Consider the following 22,494-nt stretch of genomic DNA (forward strand, 5'->3'; position numbering starts at 1 on the left):
ATCAATCTGTCCGACGAGCTAGAAAGGTACCCGATGCTTGTCCAGGGACTTCAATCCACCCCTCGCTATAATCGACAAGCGTCCCTCCCGTTGATCACGATTACCATCCCTGTCCTCAATGAGGCCGGCAATCTCGATGCTTTATACGAGCGACTTTGCAGGAGCGAAACGATGGCGGAGCGCTGCACACTTGAATTTGTGTTCAGCGATAATCATTCAAGTGATCTGACTTTGACAAAGCTCTCGCAACTGGCGAGCAAGGATTCTCGCGTAAGGGCCATTCGGTTCAGAAAGAACGTCGGGTATAACGCTCGATCCTCGCCAACTATATGCACGCGCGCGGCGACGCCGTGATGCAGATCGATGCCGACCTCCAGGATCCGCCCGAGCTCCTTGCCGAGTTCTTTGACTTGTGGCGATCGGGCCACAGGGTCGTATACGGCATTCGCAGTCGGCGAGCGGAAGGCGCCGCGGTATTGCGCCCGGCACCGTTTTTGGCCAAGTGTTGGCGTCTTATGTCCTCGGCCAGGTTAAGGAAAAGGATTTGCCGCTTCCGTCCGAGCCACTCGAAGAGCGACGCTTTGGTGCCGCCCGCGAGGCCCTCTACAGAGCAGGGTCCCAGCTTGTTCACCTGATTGACGGGTGGCTCTAATTCACTCGATATTTATACGTTTATCAGCGGCAGAATTGACCGCGCGTTGGAGAGATGGGACTGGCGGCATGTCCACGAGGCAAGGCAGACGACGCCGCCGGCGCAGCCCGGATAATTGTTGGTTGCTCCGCGGCGAAGTAAAGCAGGGCGTTGAGCGCGTCGCCAAGTGGGGACGAAAGTTATTGCAAACTCGCGCAAGGTCTGTTTGGCGCGCTTCGCATTCCCGATCGAGACTGGAAAACGCAACGAACTGCGCAGTCGGACCATTCGCCTGTGGGCCGACGATGGCAGTGTCGTGCGTCCGATGATCGCTCGGAGTATCGTGCCGGCAGTTCAAAGCCGGAAGCCCATGGGGCAACAAATCCGGCTTCTTCTGCGACGATCGCGGAACATTCGGTAAGTCGTCCTGGGCTTCCATTGCGTGTTCTCTGCGCGTGGCAGCCGGCGACATGGTTCTCGGCGTCCGGCAATCTACAAAGCTCGCAGCTGCACGCCGGCGGCCGTCAATTTTGCGGCAAAGCAAAAATCAAATGGCAGCCAAGACCTGCTGGACCGATCGCGATCGACCCACTCGGATCTTCCCGGCTTGGATCCGCTCCCTCATACCTGAAGTTCGAGCGGTTATCGCGTGATCTGCCGGATCGAATTCAGGGCCAGCCTGCTCCCACAAATGGCAGGGAGTTAGCGGCGTCAACAAGGTCGGCACATAATTGCTCGAGGCTCACTGAGCGCTGTCCCGCATCCCAAGCAAACGCAAGACTTGCCCCGATGTGCAGCGAATTCTTCCGCAGTCCTCCGGCATGACCGTAACGCTTGTCGGCTTCGGCGCGATATGCGGCCCAACTGGTCGCTCCGATTTCAGACTCAACGACCGCTCCGATATCGGAGTGCCACATCGTAAAGCCCGTTCGCCGCACCGTCGCAGCCGGATTAGGATCTCCGTCTGGATCACTGGCGAGTCTCAAAAGGGCTCTGTTGTCCCTCTCGTGCTTCGCCTTGCTACCGTTCCGGTCGGGTTTGTCGGCATCCGAATCAAAAACAAGGTATGTCGGAATACGCATTTGCCTGGCGATGACGAGAGGCTGCAGCAGCTCGCTCTTCCCGTTGGCCGGCACGATATGGCAGCCGAGGCGCCGATAATCGTCCGACCGCTCGAGAAGATTGAGATAAGCCAATATGTAGGCCACATCCTCCAACCCCTCGACCAGAACCAGCCGACGGGCGAAGAACATTTCGTTCAGACCCGGTTGCAGAGCCTGGTGTATCTTGGCAAGAGCCCCGGCCGGCTTGGTCGGCGGCTCACCCGTGACGCCGGCAACTGCGGTGGCGATCTCCGCGTAAGTCATGGACGAGATGCTGGAACACGGGTTGCCCTCTTCTTTCCTCACCATCCGGACGTCCTCGAAACCCTCGCCCGACACGAATTGCGGATTATGGGTGCATACGATGACCTGCGAGTTGCGGCGGCTAAGCTTGTGAAGGACGGAAGCCAAATGACGCGCTTGCGGTGGATGCTGGTACAGCTCGGGCTCTTCACAGGCGAGGATCAGGGTAGGGTCGTCTTCGGCATCGGTGCCGGCCAGTTCTTGCAACAGTGCAAGGAGATATGAGCGCTGAAGGCCGTGGCCAAAGCGTGCCAGCTCGCCTTCGAACGTGCCTTCGCCTGCGAGAATGTGCGCCCACGGCTCTTCGACGCGGACGGACTTGTCCGGGTCCTGCTTCCATTGCAAGCGCAGACGCGCATCCGGATGCGCCCATTCGGAAAGCCGGGTCTGAAGGGCCGTCGATATATCATCCAGAGCGTTCTGGTTTTCATCGAGAAGCGCCTGATATTGCTGCTGCATATCGGAGCGAAGTGTTTTCACCCTTTCATCGAAGCTTGTCTTCGAGCGGACAGTGCGGGCGAGAAGCTTGCCAAGCGCCGAGTTCCTCGCTTCGACCTGCTCGGAGGTCGCGTCCTTCACTGCCGGCACGTACACCCACTGAATGTGTTTTGCGAGCCGGTTCGCGCCTTTGGAGAAGCCATAGAATTGATCTTCGCTCGGAATGAGCTCGCCTTGATCCGGCCGAGCCGCTTCGTAATCGCGCAGGGCTTGGGCCATGGCATCCTTGGTGCCGGGCGCCGGCAATTCAGCATAGGTCTGGCGCAGATTGGAATAAATCTCTTTCAGTTCTGCGACCTTCTTGCCGGCGTCGGAGGCTTCAAAGAAGCGTGCGAACGCGCGCATGGCAAACCGCTGCCCGTACTGCTTGACCTGGGCCATCCCTGCGCTGGGATCGAATGTGGCAACGGCCGAGACGACAAGTTGGTCGTGGCGCACATAGTCGGCGAAATCCTCTTTCGCTTCCTCACTGAGATTGCAAAAGGTGAGGGTGATCCGGATCGGCGTGCCGGTTTTCTTGCAGTGAAAATCCTCTTCGGCGAGTTGGCCGAGGTCAGTCGGCAGGTTTTCGGAATCGCGGAAGAACACGTTAAGGGCGGTAAGCACGGTGGATTTTCCCGCGCCATTTGGACCGACCAGGCAGACATAATCATTGAAAGGAATCGTGGCGTCCGCAAACGACCTGAAATTCTCAACCCTGACAGACGCTATCCTCACCGTCGATTACCTTTCCTGGTCGTATCAAGCCGACAAAAGTTCTTCGCTGCTTCCGGTCGTCAGCGACAAGAGCCGTCCCCCAAGCTCTTCGAAGAGCTGCTCGCGGCAGGTGAGGACAAGCACCTGCACGTTGCGCGCCGCCATATTGAGAATGTCGAACATGCGTTGCATGCGGCGGTCGTCGGAGAACACAAGCGCATCATCGAGAATGACCGTCGCCGGATGGCCTTGCTCGACCAGCATTTCTGCGAAAGCGAGCCGGATCAGAACCGCAATCTGCTCTTGCGTTCCCATGCTGAGGTGATTGAAGGCTTCCTCGTAACCGGCCTCGCGGACAATGCCCGTAATCTGAAGGTTCTCGTCGATCCGGATATCGGCGCCGGGAAACAGAAGCTGCAAATAGGGACGGACGCGCCGGAGCACCGGTGACAAGTATCGCTCCTTGGCCTCATGCTCGGCGTTTCGCAGGGTCGTCAGCAAAAGGTCGAGAACCCTGACCTCCCGCTCAACGCGCTGGCGCTCTTCCTCGTGCAGCGCCAGTTCGCGGCCCTTTTGTGCGATCGCCTCATCAAGGCCCGCCGCTTCCGCTGCCTCGACACGCGATCGCAAGGCCGCAATCGACTCCTTAAGGGTGGCACGCTTGTCGCGGCGATCCTGGAGCACTGTTTCGAGGCGGTGGATCCGGGCTTCCAACTGTGGCAGCGTTTCATCGCTCCGCTGGCCTTCGAGACCTGCAATGATCCGCTCCTGTTGGGACAGAGCGCTCGCGGCTGCGGCAATACCCGCTATGAGCTGATCGTCAGCATGCGCAGCCTCAGCTTTCGTGAGCTGACACCGGAGTTTTCCGGCGCGCTTTTTGGCCTCCTCGTGCCCCGCATTCGCGGTCGCAAGTTCGGCTTGAAGGCGGGCAAACGCTTCTTCCGGACCCGTGAGGGCAGCGCGGGCTCTTCGCAGCGAGTCGCGCGCCTCCGCTGCCTGATCCTGGGCCATCCTTAACGCTGTCTCGGCTTCGGATCGTGCTGGCAGCCGCTCGAGCTGAAGTTCTGTCTTCTCCCATTCCAGGATTTTGCGCATGCCCCCGATACAGTCGGCGAGGGCCTGAGCGCCTTGGTGATGATCTTCTGTTGCCGGAGCGTGCAGTTCCACTTCCTGCCGGGCGAGCTCGGCCTCCCGCAAAAAACGCTGCCGTGTATTGTATTGCTCTTCGGCCTCGCTCGCCGCGGCGACGCCTACCGCCGCAAGGACGTCCCGATATTTGGCCGCTGCATCCCTCTGTTGGCGGACCAATGTGTCCCTGTCTTTGATCGCGGGCTCGACTGTGATCCGCCCGCGATCAGGTATGACAATGGTGATCGGTTCAACCGCCTGAACGGTTGATTGCCCAGTCTCGAGAGGCTGCCCGTCGACTTCTATGTCAGCCCTTTGCCCCGCCGCAATGTCGAACGAGACAATCGTGGCGGCAGCGGTAAGCCGGCTGCCAATCGCTTCCAAATCCTTTTCGGCCTTGCGGATCGCCGCAAGCGATTTGTCTGTCACCAAAATGGCAGCAGCCTTCTGCTGAACCTCTCGCTGGCGATCTTCAGCAGCCTCGGCCTTTGTCAGTCGGCCCTCTAGCTCGCGAATGCGAGCTTCCCGCTCCACCGCGCCGGCCACGCGTTGCGCGCGGGAAACAGCCTCGTCGGCTGTCGCAACCGCTGCTTCAAACGCCCGCACGTCCGCCCGCCGCGCGTCAAGCTGCGATCGGGCCTCCTTCTCCTGGTCCCGCGCGACACAAGACCGCCGACCGGACTCTTCAAGCGCAGCCTGTTCGGCCTTGATCTCCTGCTTGAGATGTTGCCGGTCCGCGACCGCCTTCTCGGCCTGCGCAAGGTTTCGTCTTGTCAGCTCCAATTCTGCGCCAGCTGCACTTATACGGGCCTCAAGCTCTGCGAGGCGACTATGACGCTGCCGCGCCTCAGCAAGTTCACTTTGGTCCGCCTCGTCGCGCTCAGCGGCAGTCAGCCGGGTGAGGCTCTCTTCCGCGGCTTCGAGGTCTTCGAAGGTCTGCGCTAGTTCCTGGCATCGTCTTTTCAGGTCGTCCCAGTCGTCCCGGAGAGCATCGACGCGGTCGATCAGTTCCTTGTAGCTGCCGCGCGGCTTGCCGCTGCTTGTCACCAATATGCCAAGTTGCGCCTCGACATTCTGTGGCAAGGCCCTGCCGCGCCGGCCGCCCAGAACCTTACCAACTTCCGATTCCAGGGCGGTGTGGAGATTCGACCGGGCGGTGCTCGGAATATCAAGCGCGCCGAAGGATTGTCCCTGCTGCACCCAGAGAACGTTCCACATGCCCAGCGTTTCCGCCTTGGCACCCGTCTTGCCGGGTTCATCAAAACCTAGCAGGCTGCGCAGTGTGTCCTCTGCTGCATCGCCTTCCAGGGTTCGTCCGTCCGGGCAGGACAGGCGCGCGTAAGGTTTCTTAATGAAGCGCTTGGTGATGCTATACGGACCATCAGCAAGCTCGAAAGCGAGTTCGACCACGGGCGCGGCTTGGTTGCGGTCGTTCTGCAAGGCGGTGATAGGCTGCGCTCGGGAGCTGTATTTCTCGAAGAGCGCCGCGCGGAGTGCATCGAGTAATGTTGATTTGCCCATCTCATTTGGGCCAACAACCACATTCAGACCATCGCCGATGCCGTCGAGCCGAATGGGGCTGGTAAACTTCTTGAATTGATTGACGGCGACCGATCGGAGCTTCATTTCTGATCTGCCTGAAGTTTCATGTGCTCGACGTAGAGCCGCTGTAGCGCTTGCGCTGCGATGCTGCGCGTTTCGTCGTCCAGCTCTTCCGATTGCCGCTTCAACTCTTCTGCTGCTCTCCGCACGAACCCGCCGCGGTCGATCTGATCGAGGTCCTCGGCAGTCGGACGCGGAAAAAGGCGCAGGTCATCGATTCTGAGGAAACACAGCGCAGCCGAAACGCCTTCGATGATTCGCTCTTCGAAGTAGCGTCGATCTTGCAGCGACAAGGCGCCTTCAACGGCAAGATGCACTAGCACCCTGTTCAGATCGTCGGAAACGGCCCGCAGCTTGCTGGCAAGCAGGTCAATATCCTCTCGGACGTTAAGATGCTGGGACATCTTGAGCCAGGTATAGTGGCTTGTGGCGATCGGTGTGACCGTGGGCGGAGCCCTCGGTCCCTCGATTTCGACAAGCAACGCACGTCCGCCATCGATCACGCCGAAGGCGTCGGGCTCTGGCGTTCCGCTGTACCAGCACCGGTCATTGATCTTCTTCTGGCCGTGCCAGTCGCCAAGCGCGAGATATGAGAGCCCGGCTTTTTCCGGGCGGTCCGGTGCAATGTAATTGGGTACCTCACGGATATCCGAGCCGAACCGGGCAACGGTGCCATGGGCGAGCCCAACTCGAATCAGCCCATCCGCGGCGCTAGCGCCGTCCATATAGCTCGTGGGATCGCCGACGGCCCGCCGGTGCTGCAGTGGTGCTGGAAGGAGGATCGCTGCATCTCCCTGCAGCACAGCAGGTTTTGACACGGCGTGAATATGGACATTGTCAGGTAGGCCCCTGTGAAGGAGCCGATCCCAGAGACCGTTCGGACGATGCGGATCGTGGTTTCCCGGCAAAAGATGCCAGTGAACATGATGAAAGGCGCGCATGCGCTCGATAGGCTGGTAGATCGAGCGCGGCGATAGCGCTTCCATGTCATAGACGTCGCCAGCCACCAGCACATGCCGCGCCCCATGAATATCGGCCAATTCGCCGAGACGACTGATCGCCCGCAGTCGGGCCTCCTGGAGCAGCCCCATATTGGTGCTGTCCAGAAATCGGAAAACCATTCCGATTTGCCAGTCCGAGGTGTGGATCAGCTTGATACTCACTACCAGCCCCTCATCGCACGCCGACTTGCAGTCGAGCCATGCGATTCCCAAGAGTAGAAATGAAAGACGTGTGCAATCTTAGATATTGACGTTTCTGTCAAGTATATAATCGCCCATACCAAACAATTTGGACAATGCCGCCGAACAAGCCGATTAATCTCGGTACGTTCCGGACGATGAGTGAAGCATCGCAGCCACAAGTGATCTAAAGACGCGCGCTGTACGATACGTACGCATCTGTCTCCTTTCTCGAGCTCTGATTACGCTTTCAATTCGTGTAGTCGGTGAGCGCGCTGATGAGCCTGGGAATAGGCAAGAGCGCGCCAACCGACGTGTCAAGTTGCTCGACGACTGCTTGTGGCCGAATGTCTCCTCGAGATTGCATCGACAGCGCTCGTTGGGCCCGACATGACTTCGGGCTTGCTATCGATTTTCCCGACGGCTGCTGCAAACCAGTGTTTAGCTGAGGACCGCGCACTTTGCGGGCGACTGTCGCCAAGCCGGTCCGGTCGCAGTGCGAACGGCCTCTACGAACGCGGCCGATTCGGATGGAGCCGCATTGAAGCAGAATGAGCTAACGAGACGGTGATTTCAGTCGATCGACACGCGTGCGACGGCTGCCGGACTGTAGTCACCCTCAGGAAAACCAAGGAATTCACGCATCGCGGTCAACTGGTTGTCCATCATCACCGTGCCCGGTTGCACATGGCAGCCGCGCGCGCGTGCCGTCGCCAATAGTGGGGTCATCGGGGGATGAACGACGACGTCTGCGACCAATGCGTGATGTGCCAGATCGGTGCAATCGATCGATATCGGATCATCGGGTTTCATCCCAATCGGACTTGCATTCACAACGAGGTCGTATCCACGCGCCGAAGCAGCCGAGATTCCGGAGGATATTCCCGCCCCCCTTAATCGGCTCGCGAGAGCGCTCGCGCGATCTGCCGCGATGTCAGAGACATGGACACAGGCGGCCTTTGCCTCAGCGATGGCGAACGCGATCGCCGTGCCGGCTCCTCCCGAACCAACGACGAGCGCGCGACGTCCTTCAACGCGTTGACCTCCGCCCAGCAATCCATTGACGAAACCGATGCCGTCGAGAATGTCGCCACACCAGCGGCCATCATTGTCACGCCGCATGACGTTCACGGACTGCACGCGACGTGCCCGTTCCGTAAGAATGTCCGCAAAATGCACCGCCGCGAGCTTGTGCGGGATGGTGACGATCAGGCCCGCCAGGTTTTGGATTGTTCGCAAGCCCGTCAGGAAGACCTCTAATTCAGCGGGCCTGACATGCAGAGGGACGCAAACGGCGTTAAAGCCATTTGCACGAAACAGGGCACTCCAGACTTCTGGTGCGCGAACCTGCTGGATCGGATCCCCAACAATGCCAAGAATCTGCGTCGAGCCATCAACGATCTTGTGCATCAGGCGATCTCCTCGGCACTGAGCCGGCGAGTAGTGAGGTCACAGCTCGCTGAAAAGCTGAGCTACAGCCTTCACCGCGTCGTCCTTGGGCAAAACGAGATTGGCAGAAAAGGCCGCCGTAAGCTCAGGCCGGTCCGGCCTCGCCACCACGACAGCGTCCAGCTCTTCGCAAGTGCTGGCGCTCAACTCGCTTGCGGGTGTTTTCATGTGGGTCTTATCGGAAGCGGCGACGCCAAACTGTGCGCAGCAGATGCGCTCGAAATGCTCTCGCTGCAGGCTTGGCTGCCGAGCGCGAGGGGGCCGGGGATTTGTTGGTTTCGATGGAACCGAGGATGACGAGATCGCTGTATTCGCCGATCCGTTGACAGATTTTGGTATAGCGAACGGTCGAGGCTACGAACGGTGCGATAGGCGACGTCTCGATGAACACGCGAGGTAAACCCTTCGCTTGGCAGGTGTGGGCGGTGCTGGGCGAACGTTTTCAACCAGTCTCGCATGATCAGAATTCGGTGTCGAGCGCCAAACCTTCCGACCAGAAATCCGCGATCCAGGTTGCCGCATTTGATGGCACTGCGGAGACAATTTGGAACGCATGGAAATCTAACATCTTTGGAATCTGTCCCGCTCCGGAAATCGAATGACGCAAGGTCATGCTGCGATATCGAGCGCTCTGTTGTGAGAGCAACAATGGGAGATTGTCATCGCGAACGCTTGGGTTCGGCGCGAAGGGCGACCTTCGTCGTCTGGCGATGCGTATTGTCTTGTTCAACGGCGTCCGCTTGAAGACGTCATGTCCGCAATCCGACAAAAGAGCCAACAGTTCTGGCGCAAAGCGCGTGCTGCCGCCCGCCTCACGCAGGCTGCTGCTACCTTGTTTGCGGCACGCCGATTGCTGGGAACATACTGACGTAAACCGTTGCGACCATAATGCTTGTCGCAGTGATCGGCCCGAGGCTTACTGATGGAACTTGTTCGAGCGATACAAATCATTGCCGCAGACATCGCCCTGTTGAGGGCCGTGTCGATCGCAGCATTGCCGGGTCGAACCCGAGTGGGGCCGTTGTTTGTACAGCAGAGACGTTGGTTGTTGAGGGTAGTGGCAAGACCTCTCACATCCGGAAGGGCGTCTGCTTCGCGGAGGACTGAACAAGTCGGCCTCGCCACCGGCGCTGGATGGGGATCGTCAGTGAACTCATTGCAGTCCGATGCCCGAACCGTAAGGGCCTGGCGGCGACGTCATGCGGCTGCCGTCCTTCTTGCTGTGAATGAGATCTTTATACACCATCATCGTGGCAGTCACTGATACAGCACGGGCGTGCATTGAGCAAAGAATGGCCGGAAAAGTGCTGTTTTGCTCGCTAAGCTCGGACAACGTCACCGTACCAGTCCGTGCATGTGAGACGCGTATAGTTGCCCTGTATCACCCCTGTGAGGCGCTGAGCGTATGGAGCAGAGTGTGCCCGCCAAAAACGTAGCGAAACGCTCCTCAGCCACGAACATGCACAGTGAGGACGAATTGCTCTGCAACTCGCTTCGTGTTCGCACCCTAAGCGCAATTCGAAACGCTGCGGGTGGACACATTGGTTCCTGCCTTTCGCTAATCGAAATCCTCTATTGCTTGTTTTTTCGGTTTCTACGTGTCGATCCGCTGAAGCCAGACAACCCTGATAGAGACCGCTTCATCTTAAGTTCTTGCCAGGGTGCCGTGGCGCTCTTTGCAGTCATGGAGCACCGCGGGTTCTTGCCGCCATTTTCGCTGGAACGATTTCTCGGGCGTGGTTCTGAACTCACAATGTTTCCGACAACCAGCATATCCGGCGTTGAGATAACCGGCGGATCGCTTGGACACGGTATCCCGTTCGGAATCGGAACAGCACTGTCCGCGAAACGGTCTGGTCAATCCTATTTGACCGTCGCGCTCATTGGCGACGGAGAAATGAATGAAGGATCCGTCTGGGAAGCAGCCTTGGCCGGCAGTCATCTCAAGTTGAGCAATCTACTTGTCATCGTTAACCGAAATAGGCTCCAGATCGACGGCCCAACTGAATCAGTCATGGCGCTTGAGCCTGTGGCTGAAAAGTGGAAGTCGTTTGGTTGGAATGTGCAGGAAGCAGACGGGCATTCGATATCTAAGATCGTACACGCGCTCAACGTCGCCAGATCGAACGTTGAAACGTCCGCATCTCCGCAACTTCTGATCGCGCATACGATCAAGGGACGCGGCATCTCCTTTATGGAGAATTCGCTGGACTGGCACTACCGCGTGCCCACGGAGGCGGAATACCGCGTAGCTCTCAAAGAGCTGGAGGCGGTCCGGTTCGCTGAGGGCCTATAACAAGGTCGACACACGGCAGGCCAGGTGAGCCGAAGTGAGAGGGGGTTGAATGCCAGGAGTGACAGGCGTGATCGCAGCGTCCCTGCGAAATGGTCAGACATGCAAGCTGGGCCTGGGAACGAAATCGCATGGCCGGCCTGTTCGGCTAGGCAATGGGAACGCTGTATTGGATTGGCGCCTGCCGCAACTCGCCGCTGCCTGCACAGCAGTCGTTTCGTGCAGGATCCGATAAAGGGGACGCCGATGTCGCGGTAACATCCGATTGGGCGGCAAGTATCCCGGCAAGCGTCAGATGCATCGCGGCGAATTGAGGTGCATTCGATCGTAGCAACCAGTTCGGCCAAACTAGTTTTGGTGCGGTTGTTCGGCCGCCGCATAGAAAGCAACCTGATTCGTCGTTTGGCGGAGCAGCACGCAGCCTTAGGTCAGCTTGCCAGAGAGCGTGGCAGGGCTTGCCACGGTTCTGATTTGCGGAGAGCCGATCACATCGCCGCCTGCAGCATCGACCACAATGTGTGGTGGCCGGTGGTGAGGTCGTTTCGGGTTCAGTCAGGAGCAGCGCATACCGTGTCGAGCCAATCTCTTGATCTCCGTTCCGCGTTCACAGCCGCGCTCATGACAAAAGCGAAGGCCGGGGATGCCTTCACCCTGATTTCCGTCGATTCGAAGACGTCATCGCACGTGGAGCAAATAGAAACGGATTATCCGGCCTATTTTCTAAACCTCGGGGTGATGGAGCAGTGTGCGGCTGGCGTAGCCGCCGGACTTGCCAGTTGCGGGCACAAAGTCTTTGTTGTGGGCATAGCATCCTTCGTCACGATGAGAGCCTATGAGCAGATCCGCACGGTCCTGTCACACGGGAACTACGACGTCAAAGTCGTAGGCTTGTGGTCTGGTCTCTACTACACGTTCCAGGGACACACCCATGTTCCTCACGAAGATATTTCGATCATGCGTACGTTGGACAATGTGTCCATTTACTGCCCGAGCAGCTACCTGGACATGCACAATATCGTCGATCGTCTATTTGCAGAGCGCGGATTTTCTTACGTGCGTGTGGAGAACCCGTTCTTGTCGGCAAGCTGGAGAGCGCATGGCGGAGAGAGCTCCGACCTCGGCCGGCTGCAGGTGGCAAGGAGAGGGCGCCGCGTAACGATCGTGAGCACTGGCCGTAGTCTTTTCGTCGCTATCGAAGCCGCCGATTTGCTCAATGACAAAGGAATCAGCTGCGGCGTTCTAAATGCAATTCGTCTGTGGCCGTTTGATGAGGTGACCCTTCTTGCTGCGCTCAAGACAACGGATATACTCGTCACGGTGGAAGAGCACGGAAGGATAGGTGGACTAGCCAGTATCGTTTCGGAGATACTTGTTCACCATGGCATCGATAACGTCAGACATCTGCCATTCACGGGATCCTCGAAATATCCGAGCAATCTTACGTACCAGGACGCCCTTGATCGCTTTGGATTGACCGGGGACAAAATATCGAGTGCCGTTGCGCGGTTGATCGCTGGACCTGGCGCGCGGGCCGACTAGCGCATGTGCCAGCCGCCATCCACGGATATTGTCTGCCCTGTAATCATGCGACTGGTCGTGTCGGAGGCAAGGAAAAGTACAGCCTCCGCGATATCCCCAGCCTGACAGAAGCTGCCTAACGGCACCTGGCGCAGGAGCGACTGTTTCTGGTCCTCATGCAAGAGAAGCATCCCTCCTTCTACTCCGCCGGGCGCTATGCAATTGACCCGGATGTTGAATGCCGCAAGCTCGCGCGCCAGTGATTTGGTGAGGTTGTGGACTGCCGCTTTGGACGCGCAATAGTGGGCGCCAGAATTGCTGTACGGAAACCTATCCGAGCTCTCACTCGTTGCGCCAATGAAACCCATCACTGAACCAATATTTACGATACTGCCGGAGCGCTGCTGAAGGAAATACCTAGCTGCGGTCTTGCTGGTCAAGAAGACACCGTTCAGATTGACGCTGATCACATTCGTCCACTCATCGAAACTCATCTCACAAATGCGCACTTTCGTTGAACCATCGCGCTTCGGCGAGATTCCTGCGGCATTGACCAACAGATCCAGTCGGCCCTCGTTCTCAAACAATTCCGCGAATGCCCGTTCCACTTGGTCTTCTCTGCAGACGTCTCCCGGCAAGAAGATCACCTCCTCGGACAAACGGCCCCATTGTTCCGACGGGGGAAGTTGATCAAAAATTGCGGTACGATAGCCTTCGTTCAACAAGGCGGTCGCAATATTATGTCCAATGTTGCCGGAGCCACCCGTGACAATGGCGACCTTTCGGTTGGCGAGCATCTTCTAGAGTCTCCGTGATTGGTTGCATGACGATCGAACCGATTGCGGCCCGGACATGCCGTTGCATCCTCTTGGCTGAATATCTCCACAGCGACATGCCTGAGAGTGTGCCCAGCACTGCAGCCTGAATCGTCGCTGGCAACGGATAGGGACTACCGCCCGCCCGACACAGGGATGAGTGAGCCGGAGATGTAGCTTGCAGACCCGCCAGCGAGAAAAGCGACCAGCGAGGCGACTTCCTTCGAATCGGCAATTCGGCCGATGGGAATCGTTGACAGGAGCCGGTCGTAGGCGTCGCGCGGCAATACATTTGCCATTCGCGTTTCGGTCATGCCCGGCAACAGCGCATTCACCGTTATTGCGTATGGCGCGACTTCCTTTGCCAGGCTGCGGGTAAGTCCGAGCAGGCTGGCCTTGCTCGCTGCATAGGGACTACCGTTGGGCAAGCCATCAGTCGCGGCCATCGAGGAAATATTGATGATCCGTCCCCACCGGGCTTCTTTCATGGGCGGAATGGCGAGCTTGGTCGCAAACACAACCCCAAGTACATTGATGGAGAAGACCTCGCTCCACGTCCGATTGTCTTGGCGTTCGAAAGCAGTTATGGGGCAATGAACCGCCGCATTGTTGACCAGAATATTCGCGGCTCCCCAACGTGCCCGCAGCGTGTCGAACGCGGAGCTTACGGCGTGGTAGTCAGAAACATCCACGCGAAGCGTCTGTAGCCGATCCCGGCTCGCTCCAACACTGTCGTGCAGCTGCTTGGCCGCCATTTCGTCACGATGATAGAAGGCGCAGACATTGGCGCCATGTTCCAGAAAAAGCGATGTGATGGCACCCCCTATGCCCTGGGTCCCTCCGGTCACAACCGCGGTCTTGCCCTCAAGCGTGGATTGCATGTCTTAACCTCCCTTGCCGGTGCCACTCCCGGCCGTACCGCCTCCGTGCGCGTGCTTCCTGGCCAACCCGAGGTTCGCCATCGGCACCACCGGTCGATCGGCCGAGATCGAATCTCTGATTGCCTGCACGATAGACAGCGTCGACGCTGCGTCGTCCAAAGTAACGAGCGGGTCGCACTTTCCTTCAATCACGGAAAGAAAGTGCTCCACTTCTCGTAAAAGAGGATTGTGGACAACATTGCCGGCCACGTCCGCGCAAATCGAGCTTTCAAGCCGCTCTGTCCATCCCTTTCGAGATCCGCTGGTCGACCAGATCTCTCCTGATGGAAAGCAAATCGTTCCGTCTTCGCCAAACAGAAGATAGCAGTCCTTGGGGTATCGGTGAAAGATGCTGTTCTCCCCAGCGTTGTTCTCATAGCTGAACGGTGAGGGAGTGAGGTCGGAGTGGACAAAGGTGACGTAACAGGCGCCCCCCGTCCTATTCTCGATTTTGGCCGTTATCGTACACGAATGACCTACTTCATTTTCCGCAAGCCTGGGTTCCTGTCCGACAGCGCTAACCTCGCGGATCGGACCAAGAAGATGCTGAAACGTGTCTATCTCGTGCACAATGTTGATCATCATCATGCCGCCGCCTGCGGAGGGTTGAACGCGCCAGGAGACAAAATAGTCGTCTGGTTTCTGAACCAGCCATAGCGCAATGGCGCGGCCGATTGATCCGACGACCTTCCTGTCAATGGCACTCTTCAACCATCCAATTTGGCTGGAGAACCTGCGGTGGTATCCGACAAGCACCGGTGTTCCACGCAATTTGGCGACCGATTGTAAGCGTCTGATCTCAGTCACGTCGCGAGCCGCCGGCTTCTCGAGAAGAACGGGGATGCCCTGGTCAATGCATCTTTCTGCTGTTTGAGCCAGATAGTCAGTCGAAGTCGCCACGATGACTCCATCCGGGCGCGCCTCATCAAGGAGAGCATCGATACAATCGTAAACTGGCGCCCCAAAGGATTGGGCTTTTTGAGCGTTCTTGGATGGATCCTTAACGCAGAACCCTGCCAGCGATGCGTTTCCGGTCGCCAGGACTTGTTGCGCCATGGTCAATCCATGACCCAGACCGACAATCCCAATCCGCAGCATCCCGTTGCATTTGGGCTTAGCCAGCGTTCTTCGCTCGTCTCCGAGTGCCGCGCTTACCGACATCGCACCATGCTTTTCATCGTTTGCGCATCCGATGTAGTTCCTGCTTGATCTCGCTCGTGGGCAACGTTGATCTGGATTACCGAGGCACAACGAGCTATCCAAGTTCACGAGTTTTCCTGATGGCTTTGCGAGCAGTCTTTGCTGTTTGAAGTCTCGCCGACAATGTCGTTTGATCTCGCACAGCACGTCGCATTTCCGACGTCACGGTATCGGCCGGGGCCGAACCATCCGTCGGTGATCGTGCCAAAATTCCGTTCAGTCCGGCGTTTGTTCCAGTCATTTGATCTGTCCGCCTGCTCGGTGCGAGGAACATCAGCGCAGAGTTGCCGGAAAACGCCCTACGCCGAATACGTTATTTTGAATCCGTCGGTGGTAGGGAGACGGCGCTCCACATGGTGCATGGCGCAATTGAAAACCTCTCGGTGAGATCTTGAGCAACGAGTTGCCCGCACAGGACAAGTGAAGGCAGCAGATCACGGCTACCAACATTGTCCCAATGGACATTGAGCTCACGCAAGACGCGGGCCAGAGAAGCGCTGGATCGCAGCTAAGTTGCAGGCGCCCCAAGCGGAGACTTGCGGCTTAATGGCGGTCGTGTCCCCAGTGATGGTGTAGCTCGGTAGAGCAAAGCCGCCCGCACGCGCGCCCCTCAAATAGCGCCGTAGCGGGCGGCTTTGCGGTGGTCACCGGCGATTCGCCGGTAGGATCGGGTTGCGACACGCCAACGCAACCGAGGAACCACGGATGACCGACGATATGATGAACCTGCGCACGCTCGTGGAGAAGACCCCTGATGCCGATCTGTTGCGCGAGATGATCGGCTTTGCCGCCCAGCGGCTGATGGAGCTTGAGGTCGAAGGCCAGACCGGGGCGGCCTACGGCGAGAAGAACCCCGAGCGTCTGGCCCAGCGCAACGGCTGCCGCGACCGGATCTGGGAGACCCGCGCCGGCGCGGTCGAACTGCGCATCCCCAAGCTGCGCAAGGGCTCCTACTTCCCGGGCTTCCTGGAGCCGCGCCGGATGGCCGAGAAGGCGCTCACCGCCGTGGTGCAGGAAGCCTACGTGCAGGGCGTCTCGACCCGCTCGGTGGACGATTTGGTGCAGGCGATGGGCATGAGCGGCATCTCCAAAAGCCAGGTGAGTCGGCTGTGCGGCGAGATCGACGACAAGGTGAAGGCGTTCCTCGCCCGTCCGATCGAGGGCGACTGGCCGTATCTGTGGATCGACGCCACCTACGTGAAGGTGCGCCAGCAGGGTCGCATCGTGTCGGTGGCGGTGATTGTCGCGGTCGGCGTCAACAGTGACGGCCGGCGCGAGGTGCTCGGCATGGATATTGGTCCCTCCGAAGCCGAGACCTTCTGGACGGCATTCCTGCGCAAGCTCGCTCGCCGCGGCCTCCGCGGTGTCAAGCTCGTCGTCTCCGACGCCCACGAGGGCATCAAGGCCACGGTGGCCAAGGTGCTCAACGCCACTTGGCAGCGTTGCCGCGTCCACTTCATGGGCAACACGCTGGCGCATGCCGGCAAGAGCGGGCGGCGCGTCGTCTCCGCCTTCATTGCCACCGCGTTTGCCCAGGACGACGCCGAGGCCGCACGAGCGCAGTGGCGAAAGGTTGCCGACCAGCTCCGCCCCAAGTTGCCCAAACTTGCTGGCTTCCTCGACGAGGCCGAGACCGATGTGCTCGCCTACATGACCTTCCCGCCCCAGCATCGAACCAAGCTGCATTCCACCAACCCGATCGAGCGCCTCAACGGCGAGATCAAGCGGCGGACCGAGGTGGTCGGCATCTTCCCCAACGAGGACGCCATCGTTCGCCTCATCGGCGCGATCCTGCTCGAGCAGAACGACGAGTGGGCCGTCCAGCGCGCCCGCTACATGACGCTGGAAACCATCGCGCCGTTGAGCGATGATCCAACCGTCAGCCTTCCGGCGATCGCCAGCTGACCTGCCCGGCTTTTGCCGGTGAACGCGGTGACCCGCCGCCAGCTACACCACGCCCGGGGAGTACGTCATGCCAAGCTGATGAGTGCTTGTGGGTGCAAGTCCCATCCGGCCAAAGCCGTAGCAGGCGAGCCGGGATCGAGTCTTGCGGGCGTCGCGGCAACGCGAGGTCTGAAGTGTAGACAGGAGCCATGCGGGGTGCGGGAATGAGCCTCGAAAGGTGGATGTTCGCGGAGGCCGAGTGTGTTCCCTAGTCACGAAGGCAACACGAGCATCGTCGTTATGCGAGACGATGCCGCTCCGTCGGGGTCGATGGCCGGATCACGCATGGAAGGCAATCATCGGAACATGAGAGGCCCGACCGGGTCCGCTGGATTGGTCTCCAGTGGGGGACAGCGGCAAGGCACTGCCAGAGCCGCGGTCCGAGCTGAGGTCGGGAGTCGGACTGGTCCATACTACCTGTGAAGTCGTCGAAGGTAACGAGACGCATGGAGGGAAGGGACCAGCCCGGGGGGAGCCTGCGCGAGAAGGCCAGGGTCCGGACACAGAGCCGGGTCGCCTTGCCGCCGAACCTCAAGCGGGTGAACGCGGCGGCCAGCCAGGCCGCCCAAACCCGGTTCACGGCCCTGCTGCACCATGTCGACGAAGACGCTCTTCTTCGGGCGTTCCGACGACAAAGGCGGCAGGCCAGCGCAGGGGTCGATGGGGTGACAGTGGCGAAGTACGAAGAGGAGCTGACGGATAACCTCCGCGACCTCTGCGCACGGGTCCACACTGGTCGCTACCGGCCACAGCCGGTGCGGCGGGTCTACATTCCCAAAGCCGATGGCGGTAAGCGACCTCTCGGTGTGCCGGCGCTAGAGGACAAGATCGTCCAAAGCGCGGTGGCCGAGGTGTTGAGCGCCGTCTACGAGGCCGACTTCCTCGGGTTCTCCTACGGCTTCCGGCCGGGGCGTAATCCGCACATGGCGCTTGATGCTTTGCATACAGCGATCATGAGTCAGCGCGTGAACTGGGTGCTCGATGCCGACATACGCAGCTTCTTCGACTCGGTCGACCACGAGTGGCTGTTGCGGATGCTGGCGCACAGGATCGCCGATCCTCGCATTCTGCGGCTCATCGGGCTGTGGATGCGAGCCGGCGTTCTTGAGAGCGGCGAGTTGCAAGAGACGGACAGAGGCGCTCCGCAAGGGGCGGGCATCAGCCCGCTCCTCGCCAACATCTTCCTGCACTACATCCTCGATCTCTGGGTCCACCGATGGCGTCGTCGCCATGCACGCGGTCGCATTGTGATCGTGCGCTACGCCGATGACTTCGTCATGGGCTTTGAGAAGAAGGCGGACGCAGACGAGATGCTCTTGGCCCTCAAAGCGCGACTGGCCGGCTTCGGCCTGACGCTTCATGAGGACAAGACGCGGCTGATCGAGTTTGGCCGGTTCGCGGCCCTCTCGTGTCAGCGGCGCGGCGAGCGGCGGCCCGAGACCTTCGCCTTCCTCGGCTTCACCCACTACTGTGGGCGGACTCGGGATGGCCGGTTCATCGTGAAGCACAAGACGGAAGGGAAGCGCCTGACGCGTAAGCTGACGGCGTTGCGCCAGGAGGTCTGGCGGTTCATGCACGCGCCACTGGCCATGCAACACGAATGGCTCACCGCCGTTCTGCGTGGACACTACGGCTATTATGGCAGACCGCACAACTACCCAGCGCTCAACGGCTTCTACCGGGAAGTGCGTCGGACCTGGCTGCGCTGTCTGAGACGGCGCAGTCAGAAAAGTCGGCGCATGGGTTGGTCGGAGTTCGAAACCCTGACGGCTCGCTTCCGTCTGCCCGTTCCACGCATCACTCGCACTTGGGCGCAGGCGCGGATATGACGCGGGTTACTCTCGGGAAGAGCCGGGTGCGGGAAAGCCGCATGCCCGGATCTGTGAGGGCGAAAGCCGAATGGCTGAGCTACTCGACCACGATCTTAATGGGCCGTTAGAACGAGAATTGGGCGGTGCCTCAAAGTCTGCTCGTGCAGGGCCGAGTCCGATCAATCCTAAATCGATCCAGGCGAATTTGATCTCGCTTTAGGATATCTATGTTGAATGTCGTGCGGGCGCGAGCCGTGAATTCCGGACCGCAACGCGTGAAATAATATGCGGGACTTAGTTGCGGAAGCCGTAGAGTGCAGCAGGAGTCTCGCTGAGGATTCGTCCTCTCGCGCCCTCGTCTGGGATGAGCTTCTCAAGCCAGTCCAACGTCTGTGCATAGGATGGCGCATAGGCGTGAGCGGCCGTGACATGCGGCCATTCCGATCCCCAGAGCAGCTGTTCCGGCCCGAGCTTCTCCAGTAGCCGATCCGCTGCTGCCTTGGCCCAACTATCTGGGACGCGTCCGATTCCCGACAGCTTTACCCACACCTCAGCACCTGTAGCGAGTGACAGTAGCCGCTCCAAGCGCGAGTCCCAAGCCGGGTCGCGGGCGTTGTCCGCGAGCCCGAAGTCTCGGAACACCAGACGATGACCGTCGGCCAGGAGCAGTTCTGCGAGGCGCTCTCGTCCTTCGACCCCGCCGGACACCTCAAGGTGGAAGCCAAGTTGAAGGGCAGCCTCGAGGGCCTCGGTCAGCGCATCAGGAGCGTCGAGTGTCAGCGCCAAACCCGCCGCGTCTGATCGGGCCCACCCCTGCAAGACCTCGAGCGCGAGCGGCTCCACAAGAGGTGGAACAAGCTTCACCGGCACTCGCGCCTGGCTCGCCTGGGCAAAGAGTTCCGTGGGGTCGCCGCACAGGAAAGCAGGTTGGACGAGGACCAGCCCGGTGATCGCACAGCCATGCGCCGCGCTCTCCAATCTCTCCAGGGAGCCGTCGATGACCGGTGCTGTCAGGCGGGCCTCTTGGCGGAAGGCATGGACTTCGCAGTCGATCCTCATCGCGCGTCCTCGCCCCAACCCGTAACCGCCACAGCGCGCGCCAGGCCATTTTTCACTGGAAATCGCAGGTCGTCGACGGTCGGCCGGCGGCCGTAGACACTCTTCAATTCAAGCGTGCGGCGGGCAACGTGCAGCGGCGCGTCAAGGTCGTGGCGCCCCGCCAAGGTTTCGCCGACAGGGCCGCCCCCTAGGATAGAATGCTCACGCGCTATTGCAGGACGGCTCACTATAGATGCTCATTTCACTATTCGCTCAGGATTTCCATCCCGAGCTTGTTTCCCCTTAGCGCGAACTGGAAATGGGGACAATGCTGCCTGGCGAAAGGAGTAAAATCGTTTGTACGTTTCGGACGAAGGTGACGAGAGCGTTCTGTGGATCAGATACAGACGATCGTAAGGCTCGGAATTCGGGAGCTCGAGAGCCCGCCAAGCATACGGAAAAAAATTTCTCTCGGGTTCGCAAACCGGCGATCAACACATGCCGTTTCTGACGCCAAGATGTTCGAGTAGCACCCGTTCTGCTGATGGGCAGTCGTAATCGGACAATAACCACGTGACACCCAGCGAGCTTGCCGTCCGAGCAGATCAGATCCACCTTGTCATCACAGTGGGATGCGCAGATCCAAATCGTGATGACCTTGTTGAGCTCACGCGGAGGGCTGGAGAGTGCTCGCCCCCGCGAACGAGCTCCGCAAGCTCATGGCTCTGCGACCTTCGTAACGTTCAATTTCAAGCAGAACTGTCGCCCAGTACCATTCCGGGCCGCCTGCCATAATGTGGCTCTCATGCGAAGCGTATTATTTGTTCTTGCGATTTGAACGCGTCGGCTTTCGACCTTTAGGCAAGGTCTTGGGAGGCGTCGCACCTTCCGCAGGCTCAACAAAGAATTCAGACAAATGCACACCTAGCGTTTGGGCAATACGTTCAAGGACATCAATTGTCGGGTTCTTCTTTTGCAGCTCAATGCCGTTCATATAGGAGCGATCGACGCCGGCGTCATAGGCCAGTTGGTCTTGCGGAATGCCGCGGTCTACGCGGATCCGGACCACATTCCAGGCCACAAGCGCACGAGCTTTCATGCGCTCAAGCAGCCATTTGAACGCCTATCAAACCACTGGCTATAACCCTCCTATCAGGGCAAGTTTGTCCGGAATGCAGATGGGCTGTCTCTGCGCGCAAGCTTTAGCGAAACAGCCGGCAATGGGTCCTGAGGCCGCGGCAAACGAACCGATCCTGACGAGTTCCTATTGCAAACCGACGGCGTCGGAAAAAGCAGCCGCTTGGTCTTGCCGTCGATGCGGACAGCCAAGCGCGATCGCGAAGCCTCAACGGTGATTTGGCCCACACAAAACAGATGGCCGGCCGCGGCTATCCTTGCTCACGGCGACACCGCCAAACAGCAATTCGATCACCTGGATCTCGTCATTGAGAACAAGGTTCTCCGCATCGCAGCCCGAACATCGACCAGCAAGCAGGCACGTATTTACAGGCCCAATCACACGCGGTGTGTCTTTTGGCAAGCAAGGAGCGAAGCCGACGAGCACCAGTTTGGAAATCCGGATGCACCCAAAGCGATATTGATGGGGATAAATGTTCTCCGACGAAAGCCGGCGTTCGCGAATGGCGACGACGGAGGGAAGTGCCTCGTTCGGGTTTCCCGCTGCCGACTTCATGTCCGGCAGGAAGAATAATTTTCGTCGACCGCGAGGATCGGTTCCTTATAAGGGGCTCTGGCTACGCTACTTTCACCTAAATTAGGTTTGGCAATTTTGCGGGATTGCCACCTTGAGCCACGGCGTCCTAGCCGTTGATCGACGTTACGATATTGTCGAACGTGCTGTCAGGTGGCTTCCGTAATCGCGGCCTTTTTACAGAGCCTGGCGACCCATCGGCAAAAGGCGCGAGCGATTTCGGGATTGTCACTGCGATCGACCGCATAGGCCCGATATTGCATGCCGCTGTGAGTACGCGATCCTGGTATCACGTGCAGTGCGCCCCCGCGCACGAGATCGCTGACAATGATTTCAGGCACGACCAGCAGGCATTTTCCTGTCATGACAGCCGGCAGGGCTAGGTAATTGTGGTCGTATCGGGCCCCCGATGTCATATCGTTTGCGGTCAGGTTCATTGCTCTCAGCCATGTCGGCAATATGTCGGGCCGGGAGGTAATGTTCAAAATTGGCATTGAACGAACAATTGAGAGCGTCTTTCCTGCGACGTGGTTCGGAGAACCCACACACACAAGGGTTTCGTTGTAGATCTCCCAATCGTCGGCCGGTTCAATGACGGTAAGATCACGCGTAATCAAAATGTCGAATTTGTCGGATGACGTCGGCGGAGACAA

Annotated in this window: 19 protein-coding genes; 6 read left to right on the top strand and 13 right to left on the bottom strand. The window is 59.0% G+C overall.

All coding sequences use genetic code 11. From position 1 onward, the window contains the following. The first annotated feature begins 33 nt into the window (after window positions 1–33). On the top strand, window positions 34–354 hold the full coding sequence (locus E2I15_RS39955) for a glycosyltransferase (RefSeq protein WP_422109887.1): 321 nt from the start codon (window positions 34–36) through the stop codon (window positions 352–354). Continuing rightward, a complete protein-coding gene (locus tag E2I15_RS39960) occupies window positions 354–635 on the top strand; it encodes a hypothetical protein (RefSeq protein ID WP_502707227.1) in 282 nt (93 codons plus the stop codon). Before E2I15_RS39955 ends, E2I15_RS39960 begins: the two co-directional genes overlap by 1 nt. A gap of 664 nt (window positions 636–1,299) precedes the next feature. Here E2I15_RS39960 and E2I15_RS38470 read toward each other — a convergent pair. The 6 genes from E2I15_RS38470 to E2I15_RS38495 all read right to left on the bottom strand — a co-directional run bounded on the left by E2I15_RS38470 (window position 1,300) and on the right by E2I15_RS38495 (window position 9,204). Beyond that, complete coding sequence (locus E2I15_RS38470) at window positions 1,300–3,252, bottom strand: ATP-dependent nuclease (protein ID WP_137483037.1); 1,953 nt, start codon at window positions 3,250–3,252, stop codon at window positions 1,300–1,302. Window positions 3,253–3,276: 24 nt separating this feature from the next. Then, the gene (locus E2I15_RS38475; protein WP_137483036.1) at window positions 3,277–5,985 is read right to left on the bottom strand and encodes an AAA family ATPase; all 2,709 of its coding nucleotides are present in this window, start codon (window positions 5,983–5,985) and stop codon (window positions 3,277–3,279) included. Further along, window positions 5,982–7,124, bottom strand: coding sequence for a metallophosphoesterase family protein (locus E2I15_RS38480; protein WP_210241910.1), 1,143 nt, complete (start codon window positions 7,122–7,124; stop codon window positions 5,982–5,984). Before E2I15_RS38480 ends, E2I15_RS38475 begins: the two co-directional genes overlap by 4 nt. Before the next feature lie 591 nt (window positions 7,125–7,715). Further along, window positions 7,716–8,552 (bottom strand): shikimate dehydrogenase family protein, encoded by an 837-nt coding sequence (locus E2I15_RS38485; RefSeq protein ID WP_137483035.1) that lies wholly within the window; start codon window positions 8,550–8,552, stop codon window positions 7,716–7,718. Between the two features lie 39 nt (window positions 8,553–8,591). Next, entirely contained in the window at window positions 8,592–8,759 is a 168-nt protein-coding gene (locus E2I15_RS38490; protein WP_155262803.1) for a hypothetical protein, read from the bottom strand. A 292-nt stretch (window positions 8,760–9,051) separates the two neighbouring features. Next, a complete protein-coding gene (locus tag E2I15_RS38495) occupies window positions 9,052–9,204 on the bottom strand; it encodes a hypothetical protein (protein WP_155262804.1) in 153 nt (50 codons plus the stop codon). Between the two features lie 804 nt (window positions 9,205–10,008). Between E2I15_RS38495 and E2I15_RS38500 the strand changes: the two genes are divergently transcribed. Further along, window positions 10,009–10,887: a transketolase gene (locus tag E2I15_RS38500; RefSeq protein ID WP_170991765.1), complete on the top strand. Its 879-nt coding sequence runs from the start codon at window positions 10,009–10,011 to the stop codon at window positions 10,885–10,887. A 312-nt stretch (window positions 10,888–11,199) separates the two neighbouring features. Further along, entirely contained in the window at window positions 11,200–12,423 is a 1,224-nt protein-coding gene (locus tag E2I15_RS38505; protein ID WP_137483033.1) for a transketolase C-terminal domain-containing protein, read from the top strand. On the opposite strand, the gene E2I15_RS38510 is transcribed toward E2I15_RS38505, so the two are convergent. The 3 genes from E2I15_RS38510 to E2I15_RS38520 all read right to left on the bottom strand — a co-directional run bounded on the left by E2I15_RS38510 (window position 12,420) and on the right by E2I15_RS38520 (window position 15,298). Next, window positions 12,420–13,199 (bottom strand): SDR family NAD(P)-dependent oxidoreductase, encoded by a 780-nt coding sequence (locus E2I15_RS38510; RefSeq protein WP_137483032.1) that lies wholly within the window; start codon window positions 13,197–13,199, stop codon window positions 12,420–12,422. The two genes, E2I15_RS38505 and E2I15_RS38510, sit on opposite strands and share 4 nt — an antisense overlap. Before the next feature lie 152 nt (window positions 13,200–13,351). Then, on the bottom strand, window positions 13,352–14,098 hold the full coding sequence (locus tag E2I15_RS38515) for an SDR family NAD(P)-dependent oxidoreductase (protein ID WP_137483031.1): 747 nt from the start codon (window positions 14,096–14,098) through the stop codon (window positions 13,352–13,354). A 3-nt stretch (window positions 14,099–14,101) separates the two neighbouring features. After that, window positions 14,102–15,298, bottom strand: coding sequence for a Gfo/Idh/MocA family protein (locus E2I15_RS38520; protein WP_349629440.1), 1,197 nt, complete (start codon window positions 15,296–15,298; stop codon window positions 14,102–14,104). Between the two features lie 744 nt (window positions 15,299–16,042). Here E2I15_RS38520 and E2I15_RS38525 point away from each other — a divergent pair. Then, entirely contained in the window at window positions 16,043–17,242 is a 1,200-nt protein-coding gene (locus tag E2I15_RS38525) for an IS256 family transposase (protein WP_137483029.1), read from the top strand. 458 nt (window positions 17,243–17,700) lie between these two features. Further along, window positions 17,701–19,110 carry a group II intron reverse transcriptase/maturase gene (gene ltrA / locus E2I15_RS38530; protein ID WP_137483028.1) on the top strand — a complete coding sequence of 470 codons (1,410 nt, stop codon included), beginning with the start codon at window positions 17,701–17,703 and terminating at the stop codon, window positions 19,108–19,110. Between the two features lie 276 nt (window positions 19,111–19,386). On the opposite strand, the gene E2I15_RS38535 is transcribed toward ltrA, so the two are convergent. From E2I15_RS38535 to E2I15_RS38550, 4 genes are all read right to left on the bottom strand, one after another. Next, complete coding sequence (locus tag E2I15_RS38535; protein ID WP_137483027.1) at window positions 19,387–20,151, bottom strand: amidohydrolase family protein; 765 nt, start codon at window positions 20,149–20,151, stop codon at window positions 19,387–19,389. Between the two features lie 796 nt (window positions 20,152–20,947). Then, window positions 20,948–21,229: a helix-turn-helix domain-containing protein gene (locus E2I15_RS38540; RefSeq protein ID WP_137483026.1), complete on the bottom strand. Its 282-nt coding sequence runs from the start codon at window positions 21,227–21,229 to the stop codon at window positions 20,948–20,950. A gap of 246 nt (window positions 21,230–21,475) precedes the next feature. Next, complete coding sequence (locus E2I15_RS38545) at window positions 21,476–21,823, bottom strand: hypothetical protein (protein WP_137483025.1); 348 nt, start codon at window positions 21,821–21,823, stop codon at window positions 21,476–21,478. A 167-nt stretch (window positions 21,824–21,990) separates the two neighbouring features. Next, window positions 21,991–22,494: LysR substrate-binding domain-containing protein (locus E2I15_RS38550; RefSeq protein ID WP_246729493.1), on the bottom strand; the 504-nt coding region annotated here is incomplete at its 5' end.

The organism is Bradyrhizobium sp. BR2003, assembly GCF_009720285.1.
GTDB lineage: Bacteria > Pseudomonadota > Alphaproteobacteria > Rhizobiales > Xanthobacteraceae > Bradyrhizobium > Bradyrhizobium elkanii.

Bases quoted from the DNA above. Each gene is read 5' to 3' on its own strand.
- E2I15_RS39960 (WP_502707227.1), top strand. From the start codon at position 354: ATGCAGATCGATGCCGACCTCCAGGATCCGCCCGAGCTCCTTGCCGAG.
- E2I15_RS38475 (WP_137483036.1), bottom strand. From the start codon at position 5,985: ATGAAGCTCCGATCGGTCGCCGTCAATCAATTCAAGAAGTTTACCAGC.
- E2I15_RS38485 (WP_137483035.1), bottom strand. From the start codon at position 8,552: ATGCACAAGATCGTTGATGGCTCGACGCAGATTCTTGGCATTGTTGGG.
- E2I15_RS38525 (WP_137483029.1), top strand. From the start codon at position 16,043: ATGACCGACGATATGATGAACCTGCGCACGCTCGTGGAGAAGACCCCT.
- E2I15_RS38515 (WP_137483031.1), bottom strand. From the start codon at position 14,098: ATGCAATCCACGCTTGAGGGCAAGACCGCGGTTGTGACCGGAGGGACC.
- E2I15_RS38520 (WP_349629440.1), bottom strand. From the start codon at position 15,298: ATGTCGGTAAGCGCGGCACTCGGAGACGAGCGAAGAACGCTGGCTAAG.
- E2I15_RS38535 (WP_137483027.1), bottom strand. From the start codon at position 20,151: ATGAGGATCGACTGCGAAGTCCATGCCTTCCGCCAAGAGGCCCGCCTG.
- E2I15_RS38545 (WP_137483025.1), bottom strand. From the start codon at position 21,823: ATGAAGTCGGCAGCGGGAAACCCGAACGAGGCACTTCCCTCCGTCGTC.
- E2I15_RS38490 (WP_155262803.1), bottom strand. From the start codon at position 8,759: ATGAAAACACCCGCAAGCGAGTTGAGCGCCAGCACTTGCGAAGAGCTG.
- E2I15_RS38540 (WP_137483026.1), bottom strand. From the start codon at position 21,229: ATGAAAGCTCGTGCGCTTGTGGCCTGGAATGTGGTCCGGATCCGCGTA.
- E2I15_RS39955 (WP_422109887.1), top strand. From the start codon at position 34: ATGCTTGTCCAGGGACTTCAATCCACCCCTCGCTATAATCGACAAGCG.
- E2I15_RS38510 (WP_137483032.1), bottom strand. From the start codon at position 13,199: ATGCTCGCCAACCGAAAGGTCGCCATTGTCACGGGTGGCTCCGGCAAC.
- E2I15_RS38495 (WP_155262804.1), bottom strand. From the start codon at position 9,204: ATGACCTTGCGTCATTCGATTTCCGGAGCGGGACAGATTCCAAAGATG.